Source organism: Halochromatium glycolicum (assembly GCF_016584085.1).
In the GTDB taxonomy this organism is placed as follows: domain Bacteria; phylum Pseudomonadota; class Gammaproteobacteria; order Chromatiales; family Chromatiaceae; genus Lamprobacter; species Lamprobacter glycolicus.
The window spans coordinates 57,215-75,753 of sequence record NZ_NRSJ01000020.1 but is presented as its reverse complement, the minus strand read 5'-3'; the positions used below and the strand labels follow the sequence as shown (position 1 = coordinate 75,753).

Below are 18,539 nucleotides of genomic sequence, written 5' to 3'. Positions count from 1 at the left end.
CGGTGCTCGCCGGCCGCAGCCGCCGCGGCCTCGAGCGCGGTCGCCGCCTCGCGCAACGTGAGCACCGCCTCGGCGCCGGCGCGCAGCCGTTCGACCGCGGCTGGCTCGCCCTCGATCTCGAGCTCGCGCATCCCGGCGCCAAGCTCGGCGGCCAAGCTAGCCCGCTCGGCTTCCAGCGCGGCGCGCTCGTTGCGCCATTCGCGCTGCACCGCGAGCTGCTCGTGCAGCGCCTCGATCTCGCCGGCGCGCGCCAGCAGACGCTGATCGGGCTGGTTCTCGTCGACGCGATGCGCCAGCCGATCAATGCTGCGTTGCAGCTCCGTGAGCCGGACGCGCGCCGCATCGCGGCGGCCCAGGGCCTGTTCGGTTTGCTCGACGAAGCCGGGCCCGAGGTCCGGCAGCGGCGGGAGCCCGGCGCGCAGGCGCTCCTGCTCGGCCAGCGCGCCGATCACCGGCAAGGCGTCGAGACAGCGCTGCACCCAGTCGCGGCGAGTGTTGCGCTGCGCGACCTCGTCACCGAGCCGGGTGCAGGCCGCCTGCGCCTCGGCGACCGCCGCGAGCGCCTGTTCCCAGGCGTCGGGGCGCACCATCGCCGCCCGGCTGGCATCCTGGCTCGCCTTGTGCTCGGCGAGCAACGGCCGGATGCTGACCCCTTTGGTCTTGCGGCCGTCGAACAGGGTCTTGGCCTCGTCCTCGAGCGCCTTCAAGATGCGGTGCACCGGGGTGCCGGCGAGGCTGGCCGAGAACAGCGCCTCGCCGAGGTCGCCGCGGCCGTGCAGCAGCGACGCGGCACCTTCGCGCAGACGGTCCGAGTCCAGCGCGAACACGGTGGTGAAGAAGTCCCGGTCGACGACCCCGAGCAGACCGCTCAGTGCGTCGTCTGGCAGCGGCGCCCCGTCGCCGTCGAGCAGGGTGTGCTTGTTGCCCTTGCGCCGTTGGATCGCCAGCCGGCGGCCGTCGCGATCCTCCAGGGTCGCGGCGATGCGCAGCTCGCGGTAGCCGTGCACGAAGCCGTCCGGCGTCTGGCCGGGGATGCCATAGAGTAGGTCGCCGATGGCGCGCAGCAGCGAGCTCTTGCCGGCCTCGTTGGGACCGAAGATCAGGTGGAGGTCGGCACCGCCGGCGGAGAGATCGAGCGCAAAATCGGTGAACGGCCCGAACGCCGGCGCGGCGAGGCGGGCGAATCTCAAGGCTCACCCCCGCTGTCAATCCCGCTGTCACCCCCGTTATCTCCCCCGTTGTCTCCCCCCGAATGGCGCAGCGATTCGAGCAGCAGGGCGCGCACCTCGTCGAGCAGCCCCGGGCGCTGCTCGGCGGTCAGCGCGTCCTCGAGCTCGGTGCGGATCTCGGCCGGGAGGATGCCGAGCAGGTCGCGGACCTCGGGCGGCGCCTCGGCGGTTGGCCCAGTTCCCGGCCCGGAGGCTGGCGCAGCGGCTGACCCAGCGGCTGGCTCGGACGTCGGGCACTCGGCCGCGGCGAGGCCCGCGAGCAGGATCCGGGTCAGGTCGTCGCGCTCGGCGAGCCGTTGCAGGTCATAGACCGGCGCGGTGGCGAGCTCGAGATCCTCGATCCAGACCCGATCGCCGCCGGTGATCTGCGCGCGCGCCTGGCACTGGGCCCGCCAGGCCGGCAGACTCCGAACCAGCCCGCCATGCAAGGGCGTGTTGCCGGCGAGCACCAGCCGTACCGCCAGTAGTCGCCCATCGGCCTCGCCCAGGGCGGCGGTCAGCGTCTCATCGATACGCTCCAGCGCCAAGCCCTGCTCGTCGATCCCGGTCAGATCGATCTCCAGCCGTGCCCAGCGCACCACATCGAGCGGGCGATGCACCGCCTCGACGACCTGCAGCGCCTCGTCGACCGCCACCAACTGACAGCCGCGCGCGCCGGTCTCACGCACATGCCGACCCTGGAGGTTGCCTGGAAAGATCACCCAAGGCGCGCGCGCGAGCACCTGCGGCTGATGCACATGCCCCAATGCCCAGTAGTCGTAACCCTTGGCGGCCAGATCGGCCAGCGTGCAGGGCGCGTAGGTCGCATGGCCCGGCGCGCCCGCCAGGCTGGTGTGCAGCAGGCCGATATTGAAGCGGCCCGGGCGCGGCAGCGGAAAGTCTGGGACCAGGTTCTCCGGCACCTGCCGGTTCGGGAAGCCGCGCCCGTGGATCGCCACAGGCAGCTGTTCCAGCTCCCGGGTCTCGGGCTGGCGGGTCGAGAAGAAATGGACATTATCAGGCGGGTCCAGCCGCCGCGTCAGCACCGAGGCCGCATCGTGGTTGCCGGCGATCACGTAGACCGGGATCGCCGCCGCGCGCAGGCGCGCCATCTGGCGGGTGAAGAAGAGCCCGGTGCTGAAATCGCGCCAGTCGCCGTCGTAGAGGTCACCGGCGATCAGGACGAAATCGACCGCCTCCTCGAGCGCCAGCTCGACCAGATTCTCGAAGGCCCGCCGGGTCGCGCCGCGCAGCAGTTCCACCGGGGCGCCCTCATAGGTATCGAGCCCGACCAGCGGGCTATCGATATGGGTATCGGCGGCGTGGATGAAGCGAAACATGCAGGCAGCAAGTCAGAGAACGGAGATTCGCAGCGTCGCGGGTGCGTCATCCTGAAACGGGAGCCGGCATCTGTCCACCAGCGCGGATCGGGGCTCCAGCCCGAGCGCTCGCCGCGCGTCGAGGCCCAGTCGAATCCGCCGGAGCATCACCGATCGCAGGCCGCTCGCTCGGTGCGGACGCGCGCTATCGAGGCCCCCCGAGCCGGGCCGCAATCGCCTCGGCCAGACTCGGCGCATCGAACACCTGCGGCTGGATAGCGACCTCGAGCCCGAGCTGCTCGATTGCTGCAGCGGTGGTCGTGCCGATCGCGGCGATCAGCACGCCGGCCGGCAGCTCGGTGCCGCCCATCGCCTTGAAGAAGTTCTCAACCGTCGACGGGCTGGTGAACGAGAGGCAGTCGAGCTGGCCAGCGTGCAGCAGCCGCTTGATCCGCGTTGCTTCTTCCAGCGCCGGCGGCTGATTCTCGTAGACGGTCAGCGCCGTGCAGCGCCCGCCCTGCTCAGCGATCACCGCCGGGATGGTGCCCAACGACAGGGAGCCGCGTAGAAACAGAAACGACTGGCCGGCGATCGCGGCCGGGTCGATGGCCGCCATCAGATGCACCGCATCGGCGCGCTTTGGCAGCGGCTCGGTCTCGATACCATACTGCGCGAGCGCCGACGCGGTCGCAGGACCGACCGCCCAGACCCGGCTTCGGCGCAGACCGGCGAGGGGCTCGGGGGCCTCTCTGCCGAGTCGCCCGCAGAAGCAGTGCACCGCATTGGCGCTGGTGAAGAAGACCCCGGCAAAGCGGTCCGGATCGGGCAAGGCCCAGTCATCAAGGCAGCGGATCGCGATGGTCGGGAACAGCAGGGGGCGCAATCCGGCCTGCTGCAGCGCATCGGCGAAGGGCTTGGCCTGCTCGCGCGGGCGGGTGACGAGGACGGTCTTCATCTCGAGTTATTCATCTGGGGGCCGTTCATCTGGGGGCCGTTCATCTGGGGGCCGTTCATCTGGGGCCGTTCATCTGGGGGCCGTTGAGCTGAATCAGGCATAAGCTGAATCAGAGGATACATCGGCGATCGAACCGAAGAAGATAGAGGATCATGCTGTAAAGCGCAGCGACCGACCTGTTCCCAGAGGCACTCGCAGAGCGCGCCACCGCAAGAACAGCTTTCTCGATGGCCCAGATCATCTACCTGCACGGCTTCGCCAGCGGCCCGAAGCCGCAGAGTCCCAAGGTCGCCCTGCTGCGCACGCTGGGCCATGCCGTGCACTGCTTGGACACCCAAGGCGGCTACCGGCCCGAGGACTATCAGCGCGCCGCCGCGGCGCTGCATCTTGCCCATTCGTCGCCCACTTCATCACCCGATCCATCGACTGGCTCAGCGCCTGATTCGCCGACGCATTCGTTGCCGGACCTTCTGGTCGGCAGCAGCCTTGGCGGGTTCTGGGCACGCCGGCTCGGCCTGCGGCTCGGCCTGCCTTGGATCGGGCTCAATCCGGCCCTGCGCCCATCGGCCACGCTGGCGCGCTATGGCGGCAGGCTGCAGCGCTTCGACGTCGATGCCCACTTCAGCTGGCGCGCCGAGGATGCCCTGGCCTACCGCCCGCTCGAGGCAGAGACGCTGAGCGGGACAGCACCTGGCCTGATCCTGGTCGCTGAGGATGATGATGTGGTCGATGCCCAGGAGACCTTGGCGCTGGCCGGGGACTGTGAGCGCTTGGTGCTTCCGCGCGGCGGGCATGAGCTGGCCAACACCGCTGATTATGCCGATACCTTGGCGCGATTCATCGAACGGATCACGGTCGCAGCGCCCTGAGCAGCGCCCTGAGCAGCGCCCTGAGCAGCACCCTGAGCAGATCCCATAAGCCTGGCCGATAGGCGGCGCGATAACGCCGTCCCATCTGATCCGTTCCGCCTGACCGCCCGGACAGGAGCCGGCACAGGGCTCGTCACCGTTCAGCCTCCGCCAGACTCTCCGTAGGCGGATGCAGCAACAGCCATCTCAGTCGAATGGCCTTCCAGCGGATTCCTGACAGCCGTGCTGTCCGCAGCAGCACTGCCGGAAGGCTTCGATGTTACTGAGACGTTATACTGGTGGCCTGTCGAATCTGGAGTCCATTCTGCGATCACAAGATGAAGAAACGCATTCTCACAACGATGATCTTGATCCTTGCAGCGGCCGCCATTGGGGCCTGTTCCTGGGCCGGCAAGACGACAGGCAAGGCGGTCAACGCCGTCGAGAAAGGCGCCGGCGAGTTCGAGGAGGCCTATAAGCAGGAGCGCTCGGCAGAGGACGCAACGCCGCAAGCCGAATGAAGATCTACAACCTATTCCCACTCTTGGCCGGGCCGTTCGACCAATGGGACCCGCATCTGGATCGCGCGGCGCAGATGGGCTTCGACTGGGTCTTCGTCAACCCGATCCAGCAGCTCGGCCGCTCCGGCAGCCTGTACTCGATCGCCGACTACTTCGCCATCAATCCGGCCTTGGTCTCGGCCGACTCCGAGCTCGAGCCCGACGCCCAGGTCCAGGCGATGGCCGAGCACGCCGGCGAGCGGGACCTGTCCCTGATGATCGATCTGGTCATCAACCACTGCGCCGAGGACAGCCCGCTGGTGCGCGAGCATCCAGAATGGTTCGTGCGTCAGCACGGGCGCATCCAGCACCCGTTCTGCATCGAGGACAACGGCAACAAGGTGGTCTGGCGCGACCTGGCCCAGTTCGACCATCAGCGCGCATTGCAGCAGGCCGATGATCCGGACGGCCTGCTCGCCTACTTCGTCAAGATCGTCGAGCACCTGATCACACTCGGCTTCCGCGGTTTCCGCTGCGATGCGGCCTATCAGCTCCCGGCCGAGCTCTGGCAGCGCCTGATCACGGCGGTCCGCGACAACCATCCAGAAACGGTCTTCGTCGCCGAGACCCTTGGCTGCACGCCGGAGCAGACCCGGACGACCGCCGAGGCCGGCTTCGACGCCATCTTCAATAGCGCCAAGTGGTGGGACCTGCACGGCAACTGGCTGCTGGAGCAGTACGAGCTGACGCGCCAGATCGCGCCCTCGATCGGCTTCCCGGAGAGCCACGACACCCGGCGCATGTACGAGGAGTTCGACAGCAACGTCGATGCACTACGCCAGCGCTATCTGTTCACGGCCCTGTTCGCGAGCGGCGTGATGATCCCGATCGGCTTCGAGTACGGCTTCCGCAAACGCCTCGATGTGGTCGAGACCACGCCGGACGACTGGGAGGAGCCGCATGTCGACCTCACCGGCTTCATCAGACAGGTCAACGCGATCAAGGACGAGGTACCGCTTCTTGACAGCGAGGGCCGAATCGAGCGGCTCGATCACCCGGACCCGGCGATCCTGGTGCTGCGCAAGCATGCGACCAACGGTCCTGGTCAGGCCCTGTTGGTGATCAACAAGGACCCCTGGGTGCGCCAGCGCTTCTATGTCGAGGACCTGCGCCATCTTCTCCAATCACCCGGACCGATCCGCGACCTGTCGCCGGACTGGCCAATGGATGAGCTGCCGGCCCCGTTCGAGTTCTGGCTCGGACCGGGGATGGCGCGGGTGCTGGTCTCGTCGGACGCCTAGGCCGACGCCCCGCCACGCTGACGGCGCTGGTCCAGCGATGCCCGGGCGGTCTGCCAGGCTCAATCAGTGGAGCTGCGCCCGCTCATCGAGGGCAGCCAGTACGGTGCCTTACAACCATGCCGACCAACCGCGTCACCTTCAGCTTTTTCCAATACCCGCGTAGCTATAGCCCGGCCGCGTTCATGTTCATGGGCTTTCGTCGCCTGTTCATCGGCGATGACGTCCCGGAAGGCGATGTGCGTCTGATGGGGTGTGGCGGCGGCGATGGGTTCTCGATCTGGCCCGATCCGCGCACCTATTGCCTGATGAGCGCGCTGCCTGACCCGGCCGACGACCGCCGCCTGCGTCATAGCCGCTTCTACCAGCGGATCGCTGGCCCGAGTCGCAAGCAGTTACACATCGAGCTGGAGCCGATCTCCGGGCACGGACGCTGGGACGGCGAAGAGCCCTTCCAGTACACCGGGAATCAACCGGACGACGGCTCGATCGTCGTACTGACCCATGCTCGGGTTCACCGCCGCTGCATGCGTGCCTTTTGGCGCAGCGTGCCGGCGATCCGCAATCATCTGCGAACGGCTGCAGGCTGCCGGTTCCACATCGGTTTCGGCGAGCACCCGCTGCTGACGCTGGCGACCTTCAGTCTCTGGGACAACATTGAGCGTGTCCGCGAGTTCGCCTACCACCAAAGCCCCCATCACCAGACGCTGCGCGCGGCCCGACGCGAAGGCTGGCTGTCCGAGTCGATCTTCGTGCGCTTTCGCGTCTTGGGCATCGACGGCGACCTCGACGCCTGGCCACAGCGACTGCTGCAATAGGCCTGTCTCATGCAGCCATCGGCACAACGCGACGCCTTCGCATTCCAGCCCGGACAGAACTGTTGGCGGGTCGAAACGACCGAGCGCTTCGGCGTCTGCGTGGATGGGGAATGCTACTTCGCGATGCTGCGCGCCAGCCTGATCGCGGCGCGCCGGTGCATCGCGATCGCAGCCTGGGACATCCATAGCCGGGTGGAGCTGGTCCGTCCCGACCCGGGCGACGGCTGGCCGACCGCACTCGGCGACCTGTTCGTGCGGCTGCTCGAGACCCGCCCCGAGCTCGAGGTCTTCATCCTGCTATGGGACTATGCCCCGATCTATCTGCTCGAGCGCGAGCCGCTGTTCTTCGGCGAGGCCCCCTGGGGCAAGGATTCCAGCAAGCGCCATCCGCGCCTGCATTTCATCAAGGACGGCCACCATCCGCTGATGGCGAGCCAGCACCAGAAGCTGGTCGTCATCGATGGTGCACTGGCCTACTGCGGCGGATTCGATCTCAGCAAATGGCGTTGGGACACCAACGCGCACCAGGCCGATGAGCCGCGCCGCTGCGACCCGGATGGCGACCCCTATCCGCCGTTCCACGATCTCCAGGTACTGGTCGACGGCGCCGCCGCCATCGCGCTCGGTGAGCTCTTCGCCGACCGTTGGGAGCGCGCCGGCGGTGGTCGTCCGCCCGTGCTCCAGCAGGCCGATACGTCCGCGCCTGCCCAACAGCGCCTGCATGACCCTTGGCCGACCGGGTTGGAGCCGCTATTGGAAGCGATGCCGGTCGGCATCGCGCGCACGCTACCTGCCTTCGATGGGCAGCCCGAGGCCCGGGAGTCCGAGCAGCTCTACCTGGACATGATCCGCTCCGCCGAGAAGCTGCTCTATATCGAGAACCAATACCTGACCTCACGCCGGATCGCCGAAGCGTTGGGGGAGTCCCTCGAACAGCCGCAAGGCCCCGAGATCATCCTGATACTGCCCCGCGAGACCGGTCACTGGCTGGAGCAGCACACGATGGACCTGATCAGGGCACGGCTGCTCAAGGGCCTGCGCCAAGCGGACCGATACCAGCGCCTGCAGGTGCTCTACCCGGCAGTCGACGGCCTTGGCGACGCTAGCATGATGGTCCATGCCAAGCTGATGATCGCCGACGACCGCATCCTGCGCATCGGCTCGTCTAACCTGAGCAACCGCTCGATGGGCCTCGACAGTGAATGCGATCTCTGCATCGTCGCCGACAGCGAGGCGGCGCACAACGCGGTCCGGCAGCTGCGCCAGCAGCTGCTGGCGATGTTCCTCGCCGTCGAGCCGGACCTGATGGCGCAACTGGAGGTCGAATCCGGCGCCACGGCGCGCGCGATCGCCCGGATTCAAGACCGCAAGCAGAGCCGCGAGACCGAGGCCGGTAGCGAGGCGGCACATCCGGACGCCGCCCATAGCCTGGAGCCACTCGGCGACGAGCTCGATCCCGAATGGGATCGCCAGCTCCCGGATGAGCGCTTGATCGACCCGGATCAGCCGCTCTCGCCCCAGCTGGTCAGTGAGGTGGTGGTCGGTGAGGAGCACGAGCCTCACGCACGCTGGCGGACCTGGGTCGGCATCGCTGCGCTACTGGTCTTCATCGCGCTAGCCGCAGCATGGCGCTGGACCCCGATCGGTGAGTGGCTGCAGCCGGCGATCCTTGCCGAAGCGGCGCGCGCACTGAGCGATTCGATCTGGGGCGCGCCGCTCGCGGTGGCCCTGTTCGTGCTCGCCAGCCTGGCGGCGGTACCGGTCACCCTGCTGATCCTCGTCACGACACTGGTGTTCGAGCCGGTGAGCGGGGCGCTGGTCGCCCTTGTCAGCGCAACCCTCTCAGCGATCGCCGGCTATGGGATCGGCGGCTATACCGGCGCGCGCGCCGTCGAGAAACGTCTTGGGGGCCGTCTCGCCGATCTACGCCAACGCCTGACCCAACGCGGTATCCTGGCGGTCGTCACCCTGCGCATCGTGCCGGTCGCCCCCTTCGTGGTGCTCAACCTCGTTGCGGGCGCGATGCGCGTGCGCTTCCGCGATTATGTTCTCGGCACGGTGCTCGGCATGAGCCCCGCGGTCATCGCGATGGCCTTCTTCGCCGAAGGACTGCTGACCCTGCTCGGCCGCAGCGATATGCGCTCACTGGCGCTGATCGTCGCGATGCTGCTCGCGCTCGTCGGCGTCGTCTGGCTTGGCCGCTGGCTCGCAGGCGCTGATGACTGATGGCGCTCGGCCCGCGCAGCAGCCCGATCCAACGCAGCATGCAGGCGCCGATCATCGTCGCGACCTACAACATCCATCGCGCCGTCGGCGGCGACAGGCGTCAGGACCCGCTGCGCATCGCCGAGACCATCGCCGCGCTGGACGCTGACATCGTCGCCCTGCAAGAGGTCGAGACGCCGGCGCGCCCGGAGCCGCTCATCCTGCTGCAGCGTCTGCTCGAGCACGGCTACGAGGCGCTGCTCGGGCATACGATGCGCCGCGGCCCGCACCACTATGGCAACGTGCTGTTGAGCCGGCTCCCGATCACCGGCCACCGGCTGATCGATCTGAGCCAGCCGGGCCGTGAGCCGCGCGGACTGATCGACGCGCGGCTGCGCCTCGGCCCCGACTCGACGGCGCCGGTGCTGCGCTGTCTGGCGACCCACCTGGGTCTGCGGCCCTGGGAGCGACGGCGCCAGATCGCCCAGGTCAGCGCTGCTCTGGACGCACGCGCACCAGCCAGCGCCGCAGCTGAGCTCGCTCGGACGGTGCTACTCGGGGATTTCAATGAATGGCGCCGTGGCCATTCCCGCCTCGCTCCACTCACACGACTGCTCTCGCCGGTCCCGAACCGCGCCAGTTTTCCCTCGATCTTGCCCCTACTCGCGCTGGATCGGATCTGGCACGGGAGCGGACTGAGCCTGGAGCATCTCGAGGCCGTGCGCACCGCGAGCACCCGAGCCGCCTCGGACCACCTGCCGGTGCGGGCGCGGCTGCGGCTGCGGCTGACCGGCTGAATGGCCTCTGCCTATGACACCGCAACGCAGCTGCGCGCGCCCGGGGCCTGTATCAGCCGCTCTATCAGCCGCTCTATCAGCCGCTCTATCAGCCGCTCTATCAGCCCCGATATCGGCTCATCCGGTTCGGTTGATCTCGTCCCTCGCGCGGCGCCCCATCGGGGTGATTGACCCGCTATGATCGGCCGGGCTGGCGCCTTCGGTCAGGGCCCCGCCCGTGATCACCGAGCGCAGGGCCTGCTCGGCACCCACCGCCAGCGGGCGCACCCGACCGCGCTCGAGGTAGAGGGTATACCCGCCGATCTGATAGCTCATCGGCAAGTAGACGGCGACCAGATCCTGCTGCTCGCCGTCCTCCTCCGACAGCGGCAGATCGGCATGCTCCTGCATCATGAAGCCCACCATTGCGATCGATGCATCGCCAACCGGCAGGGTGACCACGACGGGGCGCCCCAGGTCTTGATCGCCGGTGCGCGCAAAGAAGCGGGCGACATCCTTGAGGCCCTGGAACAGACTCTTGACCAGCGGGATGCGATCCAGCACGCGCTCGGCCAGCTCGACCAGCCAACGCACCAGAAACAGGTTCGCGAGCAGACCGGCCGCCAGCGTCACGAGCAGCCCGACGACGAGCCCCATGCCGGGCACGTACCAGGCATCCGGCAGCAGATGCCGCAGCAATCCGCCGACAAACACCTCGACCGACTGCCCGAGCCAAATCAGCAGCGCGAGGGTGATGATCAACGGCGCCAGCAGGGCGATGCCTTGCAGGAACCAGGTCCGTAGTCTGTTCAGTAACGAGGAGTCTTGCATTGGTTAGCTCCATGAGCGCCCTGCTCGAGCGCTATAACGGTTTCCTGCTGGACGCCTTCGGCGTCTTGCTGGACAAGCATCAAGCCTTGCCCGGTGCAGTCGAGCTGATCGAGACGCTGAAGCGCGAGGGCCTGCCCTGGCTGGTGGTGACCAACTCAGCAAGCCGCTTACCAGAGACGCTGAGCGCCGAGCTCGACGCGCTCGGCCTGAGGGTGCCGCCCGAGCACATCCTCACGTCCGGATCGCTGCTGGCCGATCCCGAGCATGCCGGCCCGCTCACCGGACGACGGGCCGTCGTCCTCGGTCCCCGCGAATCCGCGGTCTACGCCGAGCGCGCCGGGGCCGTCGTGGTCGCGCTCACCGACGATGTCGACGCCGAGGCGATCATTATCGCCGACCAGAAGGACCTGCGCTGGCCCGAGCAGATGGATCAGCTCCTGAGCCTGCTCCTGCGCCGGCTCGATACCGGGCGGCCGCTGCAACTGCTGCTCTGCAACCCGGACCTGATCTATCCGGTGCGCCCCGGGCGGGTCGCGCTCACGGCCGGCGCCTTGGCGGCGATGGTCGAGGCCGTCCTGCACGAGCGCTGGCCGCAGGCCGGGCTCGGATTCGTGCGCCTCGGCAAACCGAGCCCGGCGATCTTCGAGGCCGCCCAGCGCCGACTCGGTGCCGATCGACCCGTGATGCTCGGCGATCAGCTCGCCACCGACATCGCCGGCGCCGCCGCTGCCGGGATCGATTCGGTCCTGGTCGGCACTGGCCTCGCGCCCGCTCAAGGCCAGGTGACGGCCGGTGCCCAGCCCACCTGGCTGCTGCCGAGTCTGGCGCACTGAGGAGCCTCATCAGAACGGCCGCTTGATTCGTGCACGCTCCTGATGCAATACGCCCCAGCAGCCATTCTGGGTGGGGCTTCTGCGCGATGAATGAGAGGGATGCGGGATTAGGAATGCGGGATGAGGGAAAGCGGGATGCAGGGCGCATCGGTCGAGGCCGTCCTGCGCACCCGTACTGAAGCCGGGTGCGCAGGCATTGGCCTAGGTCAAACCGGGCAGATCAGCTGGTGCCGGCAGTCTCGGGGGTCGTTGCGCTGTTGCCCTGCACAACGGTCTCGACGGCCTCGTGCAGCTTGTGCTCATCCTCGGCATCACTCACGGCCTTCTTGACCGCGGTCTCAACATAGAGCTCCTGGTTGAGCCCGATGTAGAGGGAGTAGACACCCACCAGCAGGACCAGCGCGAAAGGCAGTCCGGTGGTCACCGAAGCGGTCTGCAGCGTCGTGAGACCGCCGCCGATGAGCAGCACCGCGGCGACGACACCCTCCATCACGGCCCAGAACACCCGCTGCGTCGTCGGCGAGTCGAGCTTGCCGCCGGAGGTGAGATGGTCGACCACCAGCGAGCCCGAATCCGACGAGGTGACGAAGAAGATGGTCACCAGGATGACGGCGATGCCGGAGAGGACCTCCGCGATCGGGAAGTTGTCCAGCATCGCGAACATGGCCTTGGCCACATCATCATTGACCGCGGCGGCGATGTCGGCGACGCCGTCCACCTGCAGGTTCAGCGCTGCACCGCCAAAGACGGACATCCACAGGAAGGACAGGAGCGTCGGGATCAGGATCACGCCGAAGATGAACTCGCGCACGGTGCGGCCCTTCGAGATACGGGCGATGAACATGCCGACGAAGGGCGACCAGGAGATCCACCAGGCCCAGTAGAACACCGTCCAGGAGCCCTGCCAATTGCTGTCGCGGAAGGTCTCGGTCCAGAGACTCATCTCCGGCAGGATCGTCAGGTAGAAGCCCAGGTTCTGCGTGAAGCCGCTCAGCAGGTAGACCGTCGGACCCACGAACAGCAGGAAGAGCATGAAGATGGCCGCCATGGCCATATTGGCTTCACTGAGGCGCTTGACACCCGCATCCAGTCCCGCGAACACCGACAGGGTTGCAAAGCCTGTGATCACGGCGATCAGGATCACCTGCATTTGGGTGCTGATGCCGATGCCGAACAGGTGATCGAGACCGGCGTTGACCTGCTGCACGCCGAGGCCAAGGGATGTCGCCAGGCCCACCAGGGTCGCCAGCACCGACAGGATGTCGATCACATTCCCCCAGAAACCGTAGATCTTGTCGCCCAGCAGCGGATAGAACACCGAGCGGATGGTCAGCGGCAGCCCCCGGTTATAGGCAAAGAATGCCAATCCAAGCGCGACGATGGCGTAGATGGCCCAGGGGTGGATGCCCCAATGGAAGTAGGTCACGCCCATCGCGGCCTGCGCGGCCTCGGGCGTCCCCGGCTCGATGCCATTGAAGATCGGGGATGGCGTCTGGAAGTGGAACATGGGCTCACCAACGCTCCAGAACATCAGCCCGATGCCCATGCCGGCACTGAGCAGCATCGCATACCAGCCCAACGTCGAGAACTCGGGCTGGGCCTCGACGCCGCCGATACGGATGTGGCCAAACTTGCTGAGCGCGAAGTAGAGCGCCGCGATAATGAAGAGATTCGACACCAGGATCAGGAACCAGCCCAGGTTCCCGGTGATCAGGGAGAGAGCGTCGTTAAAGAAGCTTGCGGACTCGGCCTCGAACATCAGCGTTAGCACGATGAACACGACGAGCACGAAGCTCGATATGAAGGTCACGTGCGGATGCAGGTCGAACCCAAAGCCGCTCCAGTTGTCATCCCCGGGCTCTCGCCGGGGCGCATCGTCCTCGTAGGAGGCCGATGGCGAGATCTGCAGGCCCTTGAACTGGTCCCGCTCCCGAATCGCCTTCTTGCGGGCTTTCCGCTCCACCTCCTTGAGTTTCTTAGCTAGCGCGTGCTTCTCCTTCGCCGTGCGCTCGTCGATGTAGTGGGTCATGAGCTGTTCTCACTCAGTTTTCGATGAAGACGCAGTCCTCCCCGTCCACAGAGCCTGGCAACGCGGACAGGGGTTCCTAGCCCATCTACCTTGCCACGAAATTTGCTTTCGACCCAAACGATCAAACCGCAATGCCTAAGTGGTTTTGGCCAGACTTGGCAGTCTGCATCGCGTTTGCCAGCGGTTCGAGTTGGTCACCGACGAACCTCCTGACCCGTCTGCTCGGAGCGCTCCAAGGCACCCAAAAGGGGATAAACTGCGGGCGGCCAAGGTGCGGGCGGCCAGCGGTGCGGAACGGCGTGAATAGCGCGATAGCAGTACGACAACGAAGCGACGCGCCAGAGGGGTCTTCACGACAGCGCTAACGGGCCCGCCACCAGCGCATCGCTTGCCGAAATGCGACAACCCCATTAAGCTCAGCCAGCGTAAGGGTTTATGGCGCTACAGGCCGTTTCGCAGCCGTTCGCCGAGCATCGCCTTCGCTATTCTCACTGCTGCCCCCATGCCGCTCCCATCCATCCTCGCTGCCCTGATCCTCTTTTCTGTAACCGCGGCAGCGACCGAGAAGCCCGCGCTGGGCGAAGCCGTTCGGGATGACGGCCTGCGCGAGGCGGGCTGGCTGCAGAGCATCCGGCTGGAGCCGCACCGGGTGCGGATCACCGCGAAGCTCGACACCGGCGCCAAGTCCAGCGCCATCCACGCGGCCGAGCTGGAGCGCTTCGAGCGCAATGGGGTCGAGCGGGTGCGGTTCTCGCTCTACAAGGATCACACGGAACAAGACGGTCCGAAGCTAACCTACGATCTGCCCATCGAAGACAGGGTGCGCATCAAGCACCGGGATGGCAGCGCATTGGAGGAACGGGTGACCGTCAGGCTCAGCTTCTGCATCGACGGCGAGCTCATGGAGGCAGAGTTCGGCCTCGACGACCGCACCCACTTCAACTATCCGGTGCTGTTGGGGCGGGACTTCCTGCGCAAGCGCTTCGTCATCGATCCGGCGAGGACGTTCGTGTTCCGCTACGACTGTCCGTCCGGTCAGAACGCGGACTGATGGCCGCACCCGTGTTCGCGCGCCTGTCGCCGCTGGCGATCATCGCCCTGCTGCTGGCGGGCCTCGGTCTCGGCGTGACCCTGCTGAAGGCGGTGCGCGATCAGGTCCCGCTGTTGCCGGAGCTGACCACCTCGGTGTGGACGGTCGAGGCCCGCATCGGCTTCGAGGGCACCGGTGGCTCGTCCAAGGTAGAGTTCCTGCTGCCGCCGCCGGTATCGATGACGCGCGCGATCGACGAGCACTTCGTCTCCCGGGGCTATGGGCTCTCGATCCTCGAGGCCGATGGACGTCCGCGCAAGGCCACCTGGACCCTCCGCCGCACGCCCAGGAGCCAGCAGGGGCTCTACTATCAGGTCAAGGTGGTCGATGACGAGGTGGCCACACTGGCCTCGGTGCCGCCCTTTCCACCAGTGCCGGACTACCAGGAACCGCTCGGTTCCGCGATCCAGTCAGTATTGAGCCGGGCGCGCGCCCAGTCTGCCGATGTCTTCTCGTTCACCGAGCAGACCCTTTTGATCCTGGCCGATGGTGACGACGAGAACGTCAAGGTCATCCGCAACCAGGATGGCCGCCCGAGCTGGGAGCACAGGGTGGCCGAGATCCTGGCCGGCGCCCGGATTCCGACGCGGATCGCTTACGGGCTGCCGCTGGACCGCCCGCAGGTCGATGCCCGGCTGATCCCCTGGCTCGAGGTCCACAACGGCGAGAGCTGGCAAGGCTACGACGCCGCCACCGGCACGCCGGGCTATCCGCCGGGCTTCTTCATCTGGCGCTACGACAGCCCGGACCTGCTGAGCGCGCGCGGCGTCCGCAATGTCCAGCTCGGGTTTTCGACGACCCAGACGCGGGTACCGCAGATGGACGTGACCGAGCTCACCGGCGCCGCCTTCCGGACGCAGCCCCTCGGCCTGGACCTCACCCGGCTGCCGGTGTCGGTGCAGAACCTCTATCAGGTCGCGCTGATGCTGCCGCTGGGGGCGCTGGTGGTAGCCTTCATGCGGGTCGTGGTCGGCGTACCGACCTTCGGCACCTTCATGCCGATCCTGATCGCGCTGGCCTTTCGGGAAACCCAGCTCGCATGGGGGCTGGCGCTGTTCCTGACCCTCGTGCTCGTCGGCCTGTCGCTGCGCTTGATGCTGACCCAGCTGCGGCTACTGCTCGTGCCGCGGTTGGCGGCGATCCTGGTGGTGGTGGTCTGCCTGATGCTCGCGATCACGGTACTGAGCGATCGGCTCGGCCTGGAGCAGGGACTGTCCATCGCGCTGTTCCCGATGGTGATCCTGACCATGACCATCGAGCGCATGTCCATCGTCTGGGATGAGCGTGGCTTCGGCGCGACCTTCAAGGAGACCCTGGGCTCGCTGGTCGTGGCCATCTGCGGCTATTTCGTGATGAAGGAACCGCACCTGAGCCACCTGATGTTCTACTTCCCGGAGCTGCTGCTCGTGGTGCTGGCGGTCACCCTGATGCTGGGTGCCTACAGCGGCTATCGGCTCACCGAGCTCGTGCGCTTCAGCGCCCTGGCCAGGGCGCGCTGAGCCATGGCAAGCAACTGGCTGGGACGGTGGTCCGCGCTCAGGCGCGGCGGGGTGCTCGGCATCAACGCCCGCAACCGCAACTTCGTGATGCGCTACAACCCGCGCAGCAAGTATCCGCTGGTGGACGACAAGCTCACCACCAAGCGCCTGGCGATCGAGGCCGGTCTCGCGGTGCCGGAGCTCTATGGCGTCGTGCGCTTCCAGGGCGAGCTGACCCATCTGGACCGGCTGCTGAACGGCCGCGACTCCTTCGTGATCAAACCGGCCCACGGCAGCGGCGGCGACGGCGTGCTGGTCATCACCGATCGCCGCCGCGGGCTCTTCGTCAAGGGCGATGGCCGGGCGCTCACGCTGCGCGAGATCGAGTACTTCGTCTCCAATATCCTCAGCGGCGTCCATTCCCTGGGCGGCATCCCCGATGCGGCCATGATCGAGTATCGGGTGCGGCCGAGCCGACTGTTCGAATCGATTAGCTACCGCGGGGTGCCGGATATCCGGCTGTTGATCTTCCGCGGCATCCCGGTCATGGCCATGGTGCGCCTGCCGACCCGCGCCTCCGACGGCAAGGCGAACCTGCACCAGGGGGCGGTCGGGGTCGGCATCGCACTCGCCACCGGCATCACCCACCATGGCGTGGTGCGGGACGCCAAGATCGATGATCACCCCGACTTCGGCACCCCGCTGACCGGCCACCTGATCCCCGACTGGGAGGCGCTCCTCGCCGTCGGCGCGCGCTGCGCCGACCTGACCGGGCTCGGCTACTGCGGTGTGGACCTGGTGATCGACGAGGACCTCGGACCGATGATGCTGGAGGTCAATGCCCGACCGGGGCTCGCGATCCAGATCGCCAACCAGTATGGGCTCGAGCAAAGACTCAGGGGCATCGAGGCCATGACCCAACTGCCCAGAGACATCCGCGAGCGCATCGCGCTGGCAGAGGAGCTGGATGCCGCCAGCCAGCCCGCCCCAGCCGCTTTACTGCCTGGCGGTGCCGGGGTGGCACCGCGCCATGAGCGTTAGCCCCGACTGTCGTCGAGGCCTGTCGCCAAGGTCAGTGAGCACTCCGATCATAGTGCGCCGCATCGACCTCCTGGTCGCGATAGTGCGGATCGGTCCAGGCGCGCGGCAGCGCCTCTCCAGACGGGAAGCGCAGGTCCTGCTTCGCCACGGCCTCAGGGTCCTGTTCCTCCTCGCCGTAGTCCAGTCGCATCGCAACCTGCTCATGCATCGGATTCATCAGGTCTTGCAGCTCAACGACCTGCATCAGCTTTCCGGTTGAGTGGTGCTTGAGAATCATGGGTCCTCCAGGATCGGCTGTTGGCGGGGTTCCGATCGCGACCTTTGGGTCGAGACCGGACGCCGCGGTCTTTGAGAATCCGCCCGGGATCACCGGCTGCCATCGGCGCTGGCCAGTCCCTGCGCGGCCTGCCAATACCGCTGCATTCGGCGGTCCAGGTGCTTCGGCTTCTCGGCATACAAACGCCGGCCCAGCCAGTAGGCCTCGTCGCGAAGCTGCGTGCTGCGCTGGGCAGCGAGTGCTAACAGGATCTGCTCTGGATCATTGGCCGGGCTCAATGCCTCGGCCTCGTGCAGCACCTGCTCGAGCACCGCCAGGTCGTGATCATCGCCGAGCCAGTCGCCGAGGCGCTTGACCTGCTGATGCAGCGGCTTGAGCAGCGGCGGCCAGGCTGGACGCAGAAGCCTGAGCTGATAGCGCAGATACTTGGCGCGTTTGCGCCATTCGTGGAAGACAGCGACACCGGGCTCGGCATAGGCCTGCTGCATCGCTCGACGCCCCCGCCGATAGGTCTTGCGCAGGCCAGGTCCGAGCAAGGACCAGCCCGCCTTATCGGCCGCCTCGGCCGGAAGCTCCCAGTCCGGGACCCGCTCGCGCGCCGCCCACAGCAGGCTGCGCGTCTCGCCGAGTTGCTCGGTCAGATCGCGTCCGGCCGCGGCCGTTGCCGCCTTGTGCGCTTCGAGCCCCTCGCGCAGCGGAAGGAGGGGTTCGGGCTCGAGATTCGCTTGGAAATGCTCGATCAAGGCATCGTAGGTCTCGAGCGCTGCTTCGGCGTCGCGCAGCACCGAGAGCGCGGCGGCGGCCTCGCGGAACGCCGCATTCTCGCGCTTGTAGAGCGCCGGTGCGGCCGGCCGCAACAATCGCAGCAGGCCGCGCAGCTTCTTGCAGTCCTTGCGGACCTCATGGACGGCCTCATCGGCAGCCCCACCGGCCCCATCGATCTGCGCGATCGCATGATCGATCAGGGTCAGCGCGATACGGCGCGTTTCGGCATCGAGCGGTTGCGTTGGATCGAGCTCGTAGGCCATCGCAC

At 67.1% G+C, this 18,539-nt stretch carries 17 protein-coding genes; 10 read left to right on the top strand and 7 right to left on the bottom strand.

From position 1 onward, the window contains the following. From CKO40_RS12220 to CKO40_RS12210, 3 genes are all read right to left on the bottom strand, one after another. On the bottom strand, positions 1 to 1,190 hold a 1,190-nt coding region (locus tag CKO40_RS12220; RefSeq protein WP_200346497.1), incomplete at its 3' end, for an ATP-binding protein. After that, a complete protein-coding gene (locus CKO40_RS12215; RefSeq protein WP_200346496.1) occupies positions 1,187 to 2,548 on the bottom strand; it encodes a metallophosphoesterase family protein in 1,362 nt (453 codons plus the stop codon). The genes CKO40_RS12220 and CKO40_RS12215, both read right to left, overlap by 4 nt. A gap of 184 nt (positions 2,549 to 2,732) precedes the next feature. Continuing rightward, entirely contained in the window at positions 2,733 to 3,482 is a 750-nt protein-coding gene (locus CKO40_RS12210) for a uroporphyrinogen-III synthase (RefSeq protein WP_200346495.1), read from the bottom strand. 227 nt (positions 3,483 to 3,709) lie between these two features. Between CKO40_RS12210 and CKO40_RS12205 the strand changes: the two genes are divergently transcribed. The 6 genes from CKO40_RS12205 to CKO40_RS12180 all read left to right on the top strand — a co-directional run bounded on the left by CKO40_RS12205 (position 3,710) and on the right by CKO40_RS12180 (position 9,948). Then, complete coding sequence (locus CKO40_RS12205) at positions 3,710 to 4,351, top strand: YqiA/YcfP family alpha/beta fold hydrolase (RefSeq protein WP_200346494.1); 642 nt, start codon at positions 3,710 to 3,712, stop codon at positions 4,349 to 4,351. A gap of 317 nt (positions 4,352 to 4,668) precedes the next feature. Then, the gene (locus CKO40_RS12200; protein ID WP_200346493.1) at positions 4,669 to 4,851 is read left to right on the top strand and encodes a hypothetical protein; all 183 of its coding nucleotides are present in this window, start codon (positions 4,669 to 4,671) and stop codon (positions 4,849 to 4,851) included. Continuing rightward, positions 4,848 to 6,131, top strand: a complete 1,284-nt coding sequence (locus CKO40_RS12195) for an alpha-amylase family glycosyl hydrolase (RefSeq protein ID WP_200346492.1) — start codon at positions 4,848 to 4,850, stop codon at positions 6,129 to 6,131. The genes CKO40_RS12200 and CKO40_RS12195 overlap by 4 nt, the downstream gene beginning before the upstream one ends. A gap of 116 nt (positions 6,132 to 6,247) precedes the next feature. Further along, complete coding sequence (locus CKO40_RS12190) at positions 6,248 to 6,946, top strand: aminodeoxychorismate lyase (RefSeq protein WP_200346491.1); 699 nt, start codon at positions 6,248 to 6,250, stop codon at positions 6,944 to 6,946. Positions 6,947 to 6,955: 9 nt separating this feature from the next. Then, positions 6,956 to 9,172 (top strand): VTT domain-containing protein, encoded by a 2,217-nt coding sequence (locus CKO40_RS12185; protein ID WP_200346490.1) that lies wholly within the window; start codon positions 6,956 to 6,958, stop codon positions 9,170 to 9,172. After that, positions 9,172 to 9,948 carry an endonuclease/exonuclease/phosphatase family protein gene (locus CKO40_RS12180; RefSeq protein WP_200346489.1) on the top strand — a complete coding sequence of 259 codons (777 nt, stop codon included), beginning with the start codon at positions 9,172 to 9,174 and terminating at the stop codon, positions 9,946 to 9,948. Before CKO40_RS12185 ends, CKO40_RS12180 begins: the two co-directional genes overlap by 1 nt. Before the next feature lie 117 nt (positions 9,949 to 10,065). Here the strand turns inward: CKO40_RS12180 and CKO40_RS12175 are convergent, their stop codons facing one another. Next, positions 10,066 to 10,758, bottom strand: a complete 693-nt coding sequence (locus CKO40_RS12175; protein WP_200346488.1) for a DUF502 domain-containing protein — start codon at positions 10,756 to 10,758, stop codon at positions 10,066 to 10,068. Here CKO40_RS12175 and CKO40_RS12170 point away from each other — a divergent pair. Beyond that, entirely contained in the window at positions 10,758 to 11,591 is an 834-nt protein-coding gene (locus CKO40_RS12170) for a TIGR01459 family HAD-type hydrolase (RefSeq protein WP_207173597.1), read from the top strand. The two genes, CKO40_RS12175 and CKO40_RS12170, sit on opposite strands and share 1 nt — an antisense overlap. A gap of 220 nt (positions 11,592 to 11,811) precedes the next feature. On the opposite strand, the gene CKO40_RS12165 is transcribed toward CKO40_RS12170, so the two are convergent. Next, complete coding sequence (locus CKO40_RS12165) at positions 11,812 to 13,620, bottom strand: BCCT family transporter (RefSeq protein WP_200346486.1); 1,809 nt, start codon at positions 13,618 to 13,620, stop codon at positions 11,812 to 11,814. Between the two features lie 502 nt (positions 13,621 to 14,122). Here CKO40_RS12165 and CKO40_RS12160 point away from each other — a divergent pair. From CKO40_RS12160 to CKO40_RS12150, 3 genes are read left to right on the top strand one after another with little or no spacing between them, the layout of a single operon-like run. Further along, on the top strand, positions 14,123 to 14,671 hold the full coding sequence (locus CKO40_RS12160; protein ID WP_200346485.1) for an ATP-dependent zinc protease family protein: 549 nt from the start codon (positions 14,123 to 14,125) through the stop codon (positions 14,669 to 14,671). Further along, positions 14,671 to 16,209, top strand: a complete 1,539-nt coding sequence (locus CKO40_RS12155; RefSeq protein ID WP_200346484.1) for a UUP1 family membrane protein — start codon at positions 14,671 to 14,673, stop codon at positions 16,207 to 16,209. The genes CKO40_RS12160 and CKO40_RS12155 overlap by 1 nt, the downstream gene beginning before the upstream one ends. Before the next feature lie 3 nt (positions 16,210 to 16,212). Next, complete coding sequence (locus tag CKO40_RS12150; RefSeq protein ID WP_200346483.1) at positions 16,213 to 17,229, top strand: alpha-L-glutamate ligase-like protein; 1,017 nt, start codon at positions 16,213 to 16,215, stop codon at positions 17,227 to 17,229. 31 nt (positions 17,230 to 17,260) lie between these two features. On the opposite strand, the gene CKO40_RS12145 is transcribed toward CKO40_RS12150, so the two are convergent. After that, entirely contained in the window at positions 17,261 to 17,506 is a 246-nt protein-coding gene (locus CKO40_RS12145) for an acetyltransferase (RefSeq protein ID WP_200346482.1), read from the bottom strand. Positions 17,507 to 17,595: 89 nt separating this feature from the next. Next, positions 17,596 to 18,534: a CHAD domain-containing protein gene (locus CKO40_RS12140; RefSeq protein ID WP_200346481.1), complete on the bottom strand. Its 939-nt coding sequence runs from the start codon at positions 18,532 to 18,534 to the stop codon at positions 17,596 to 17,598. Positions 18,535 to 18,539: the final 5 nt, after the last annotated feature.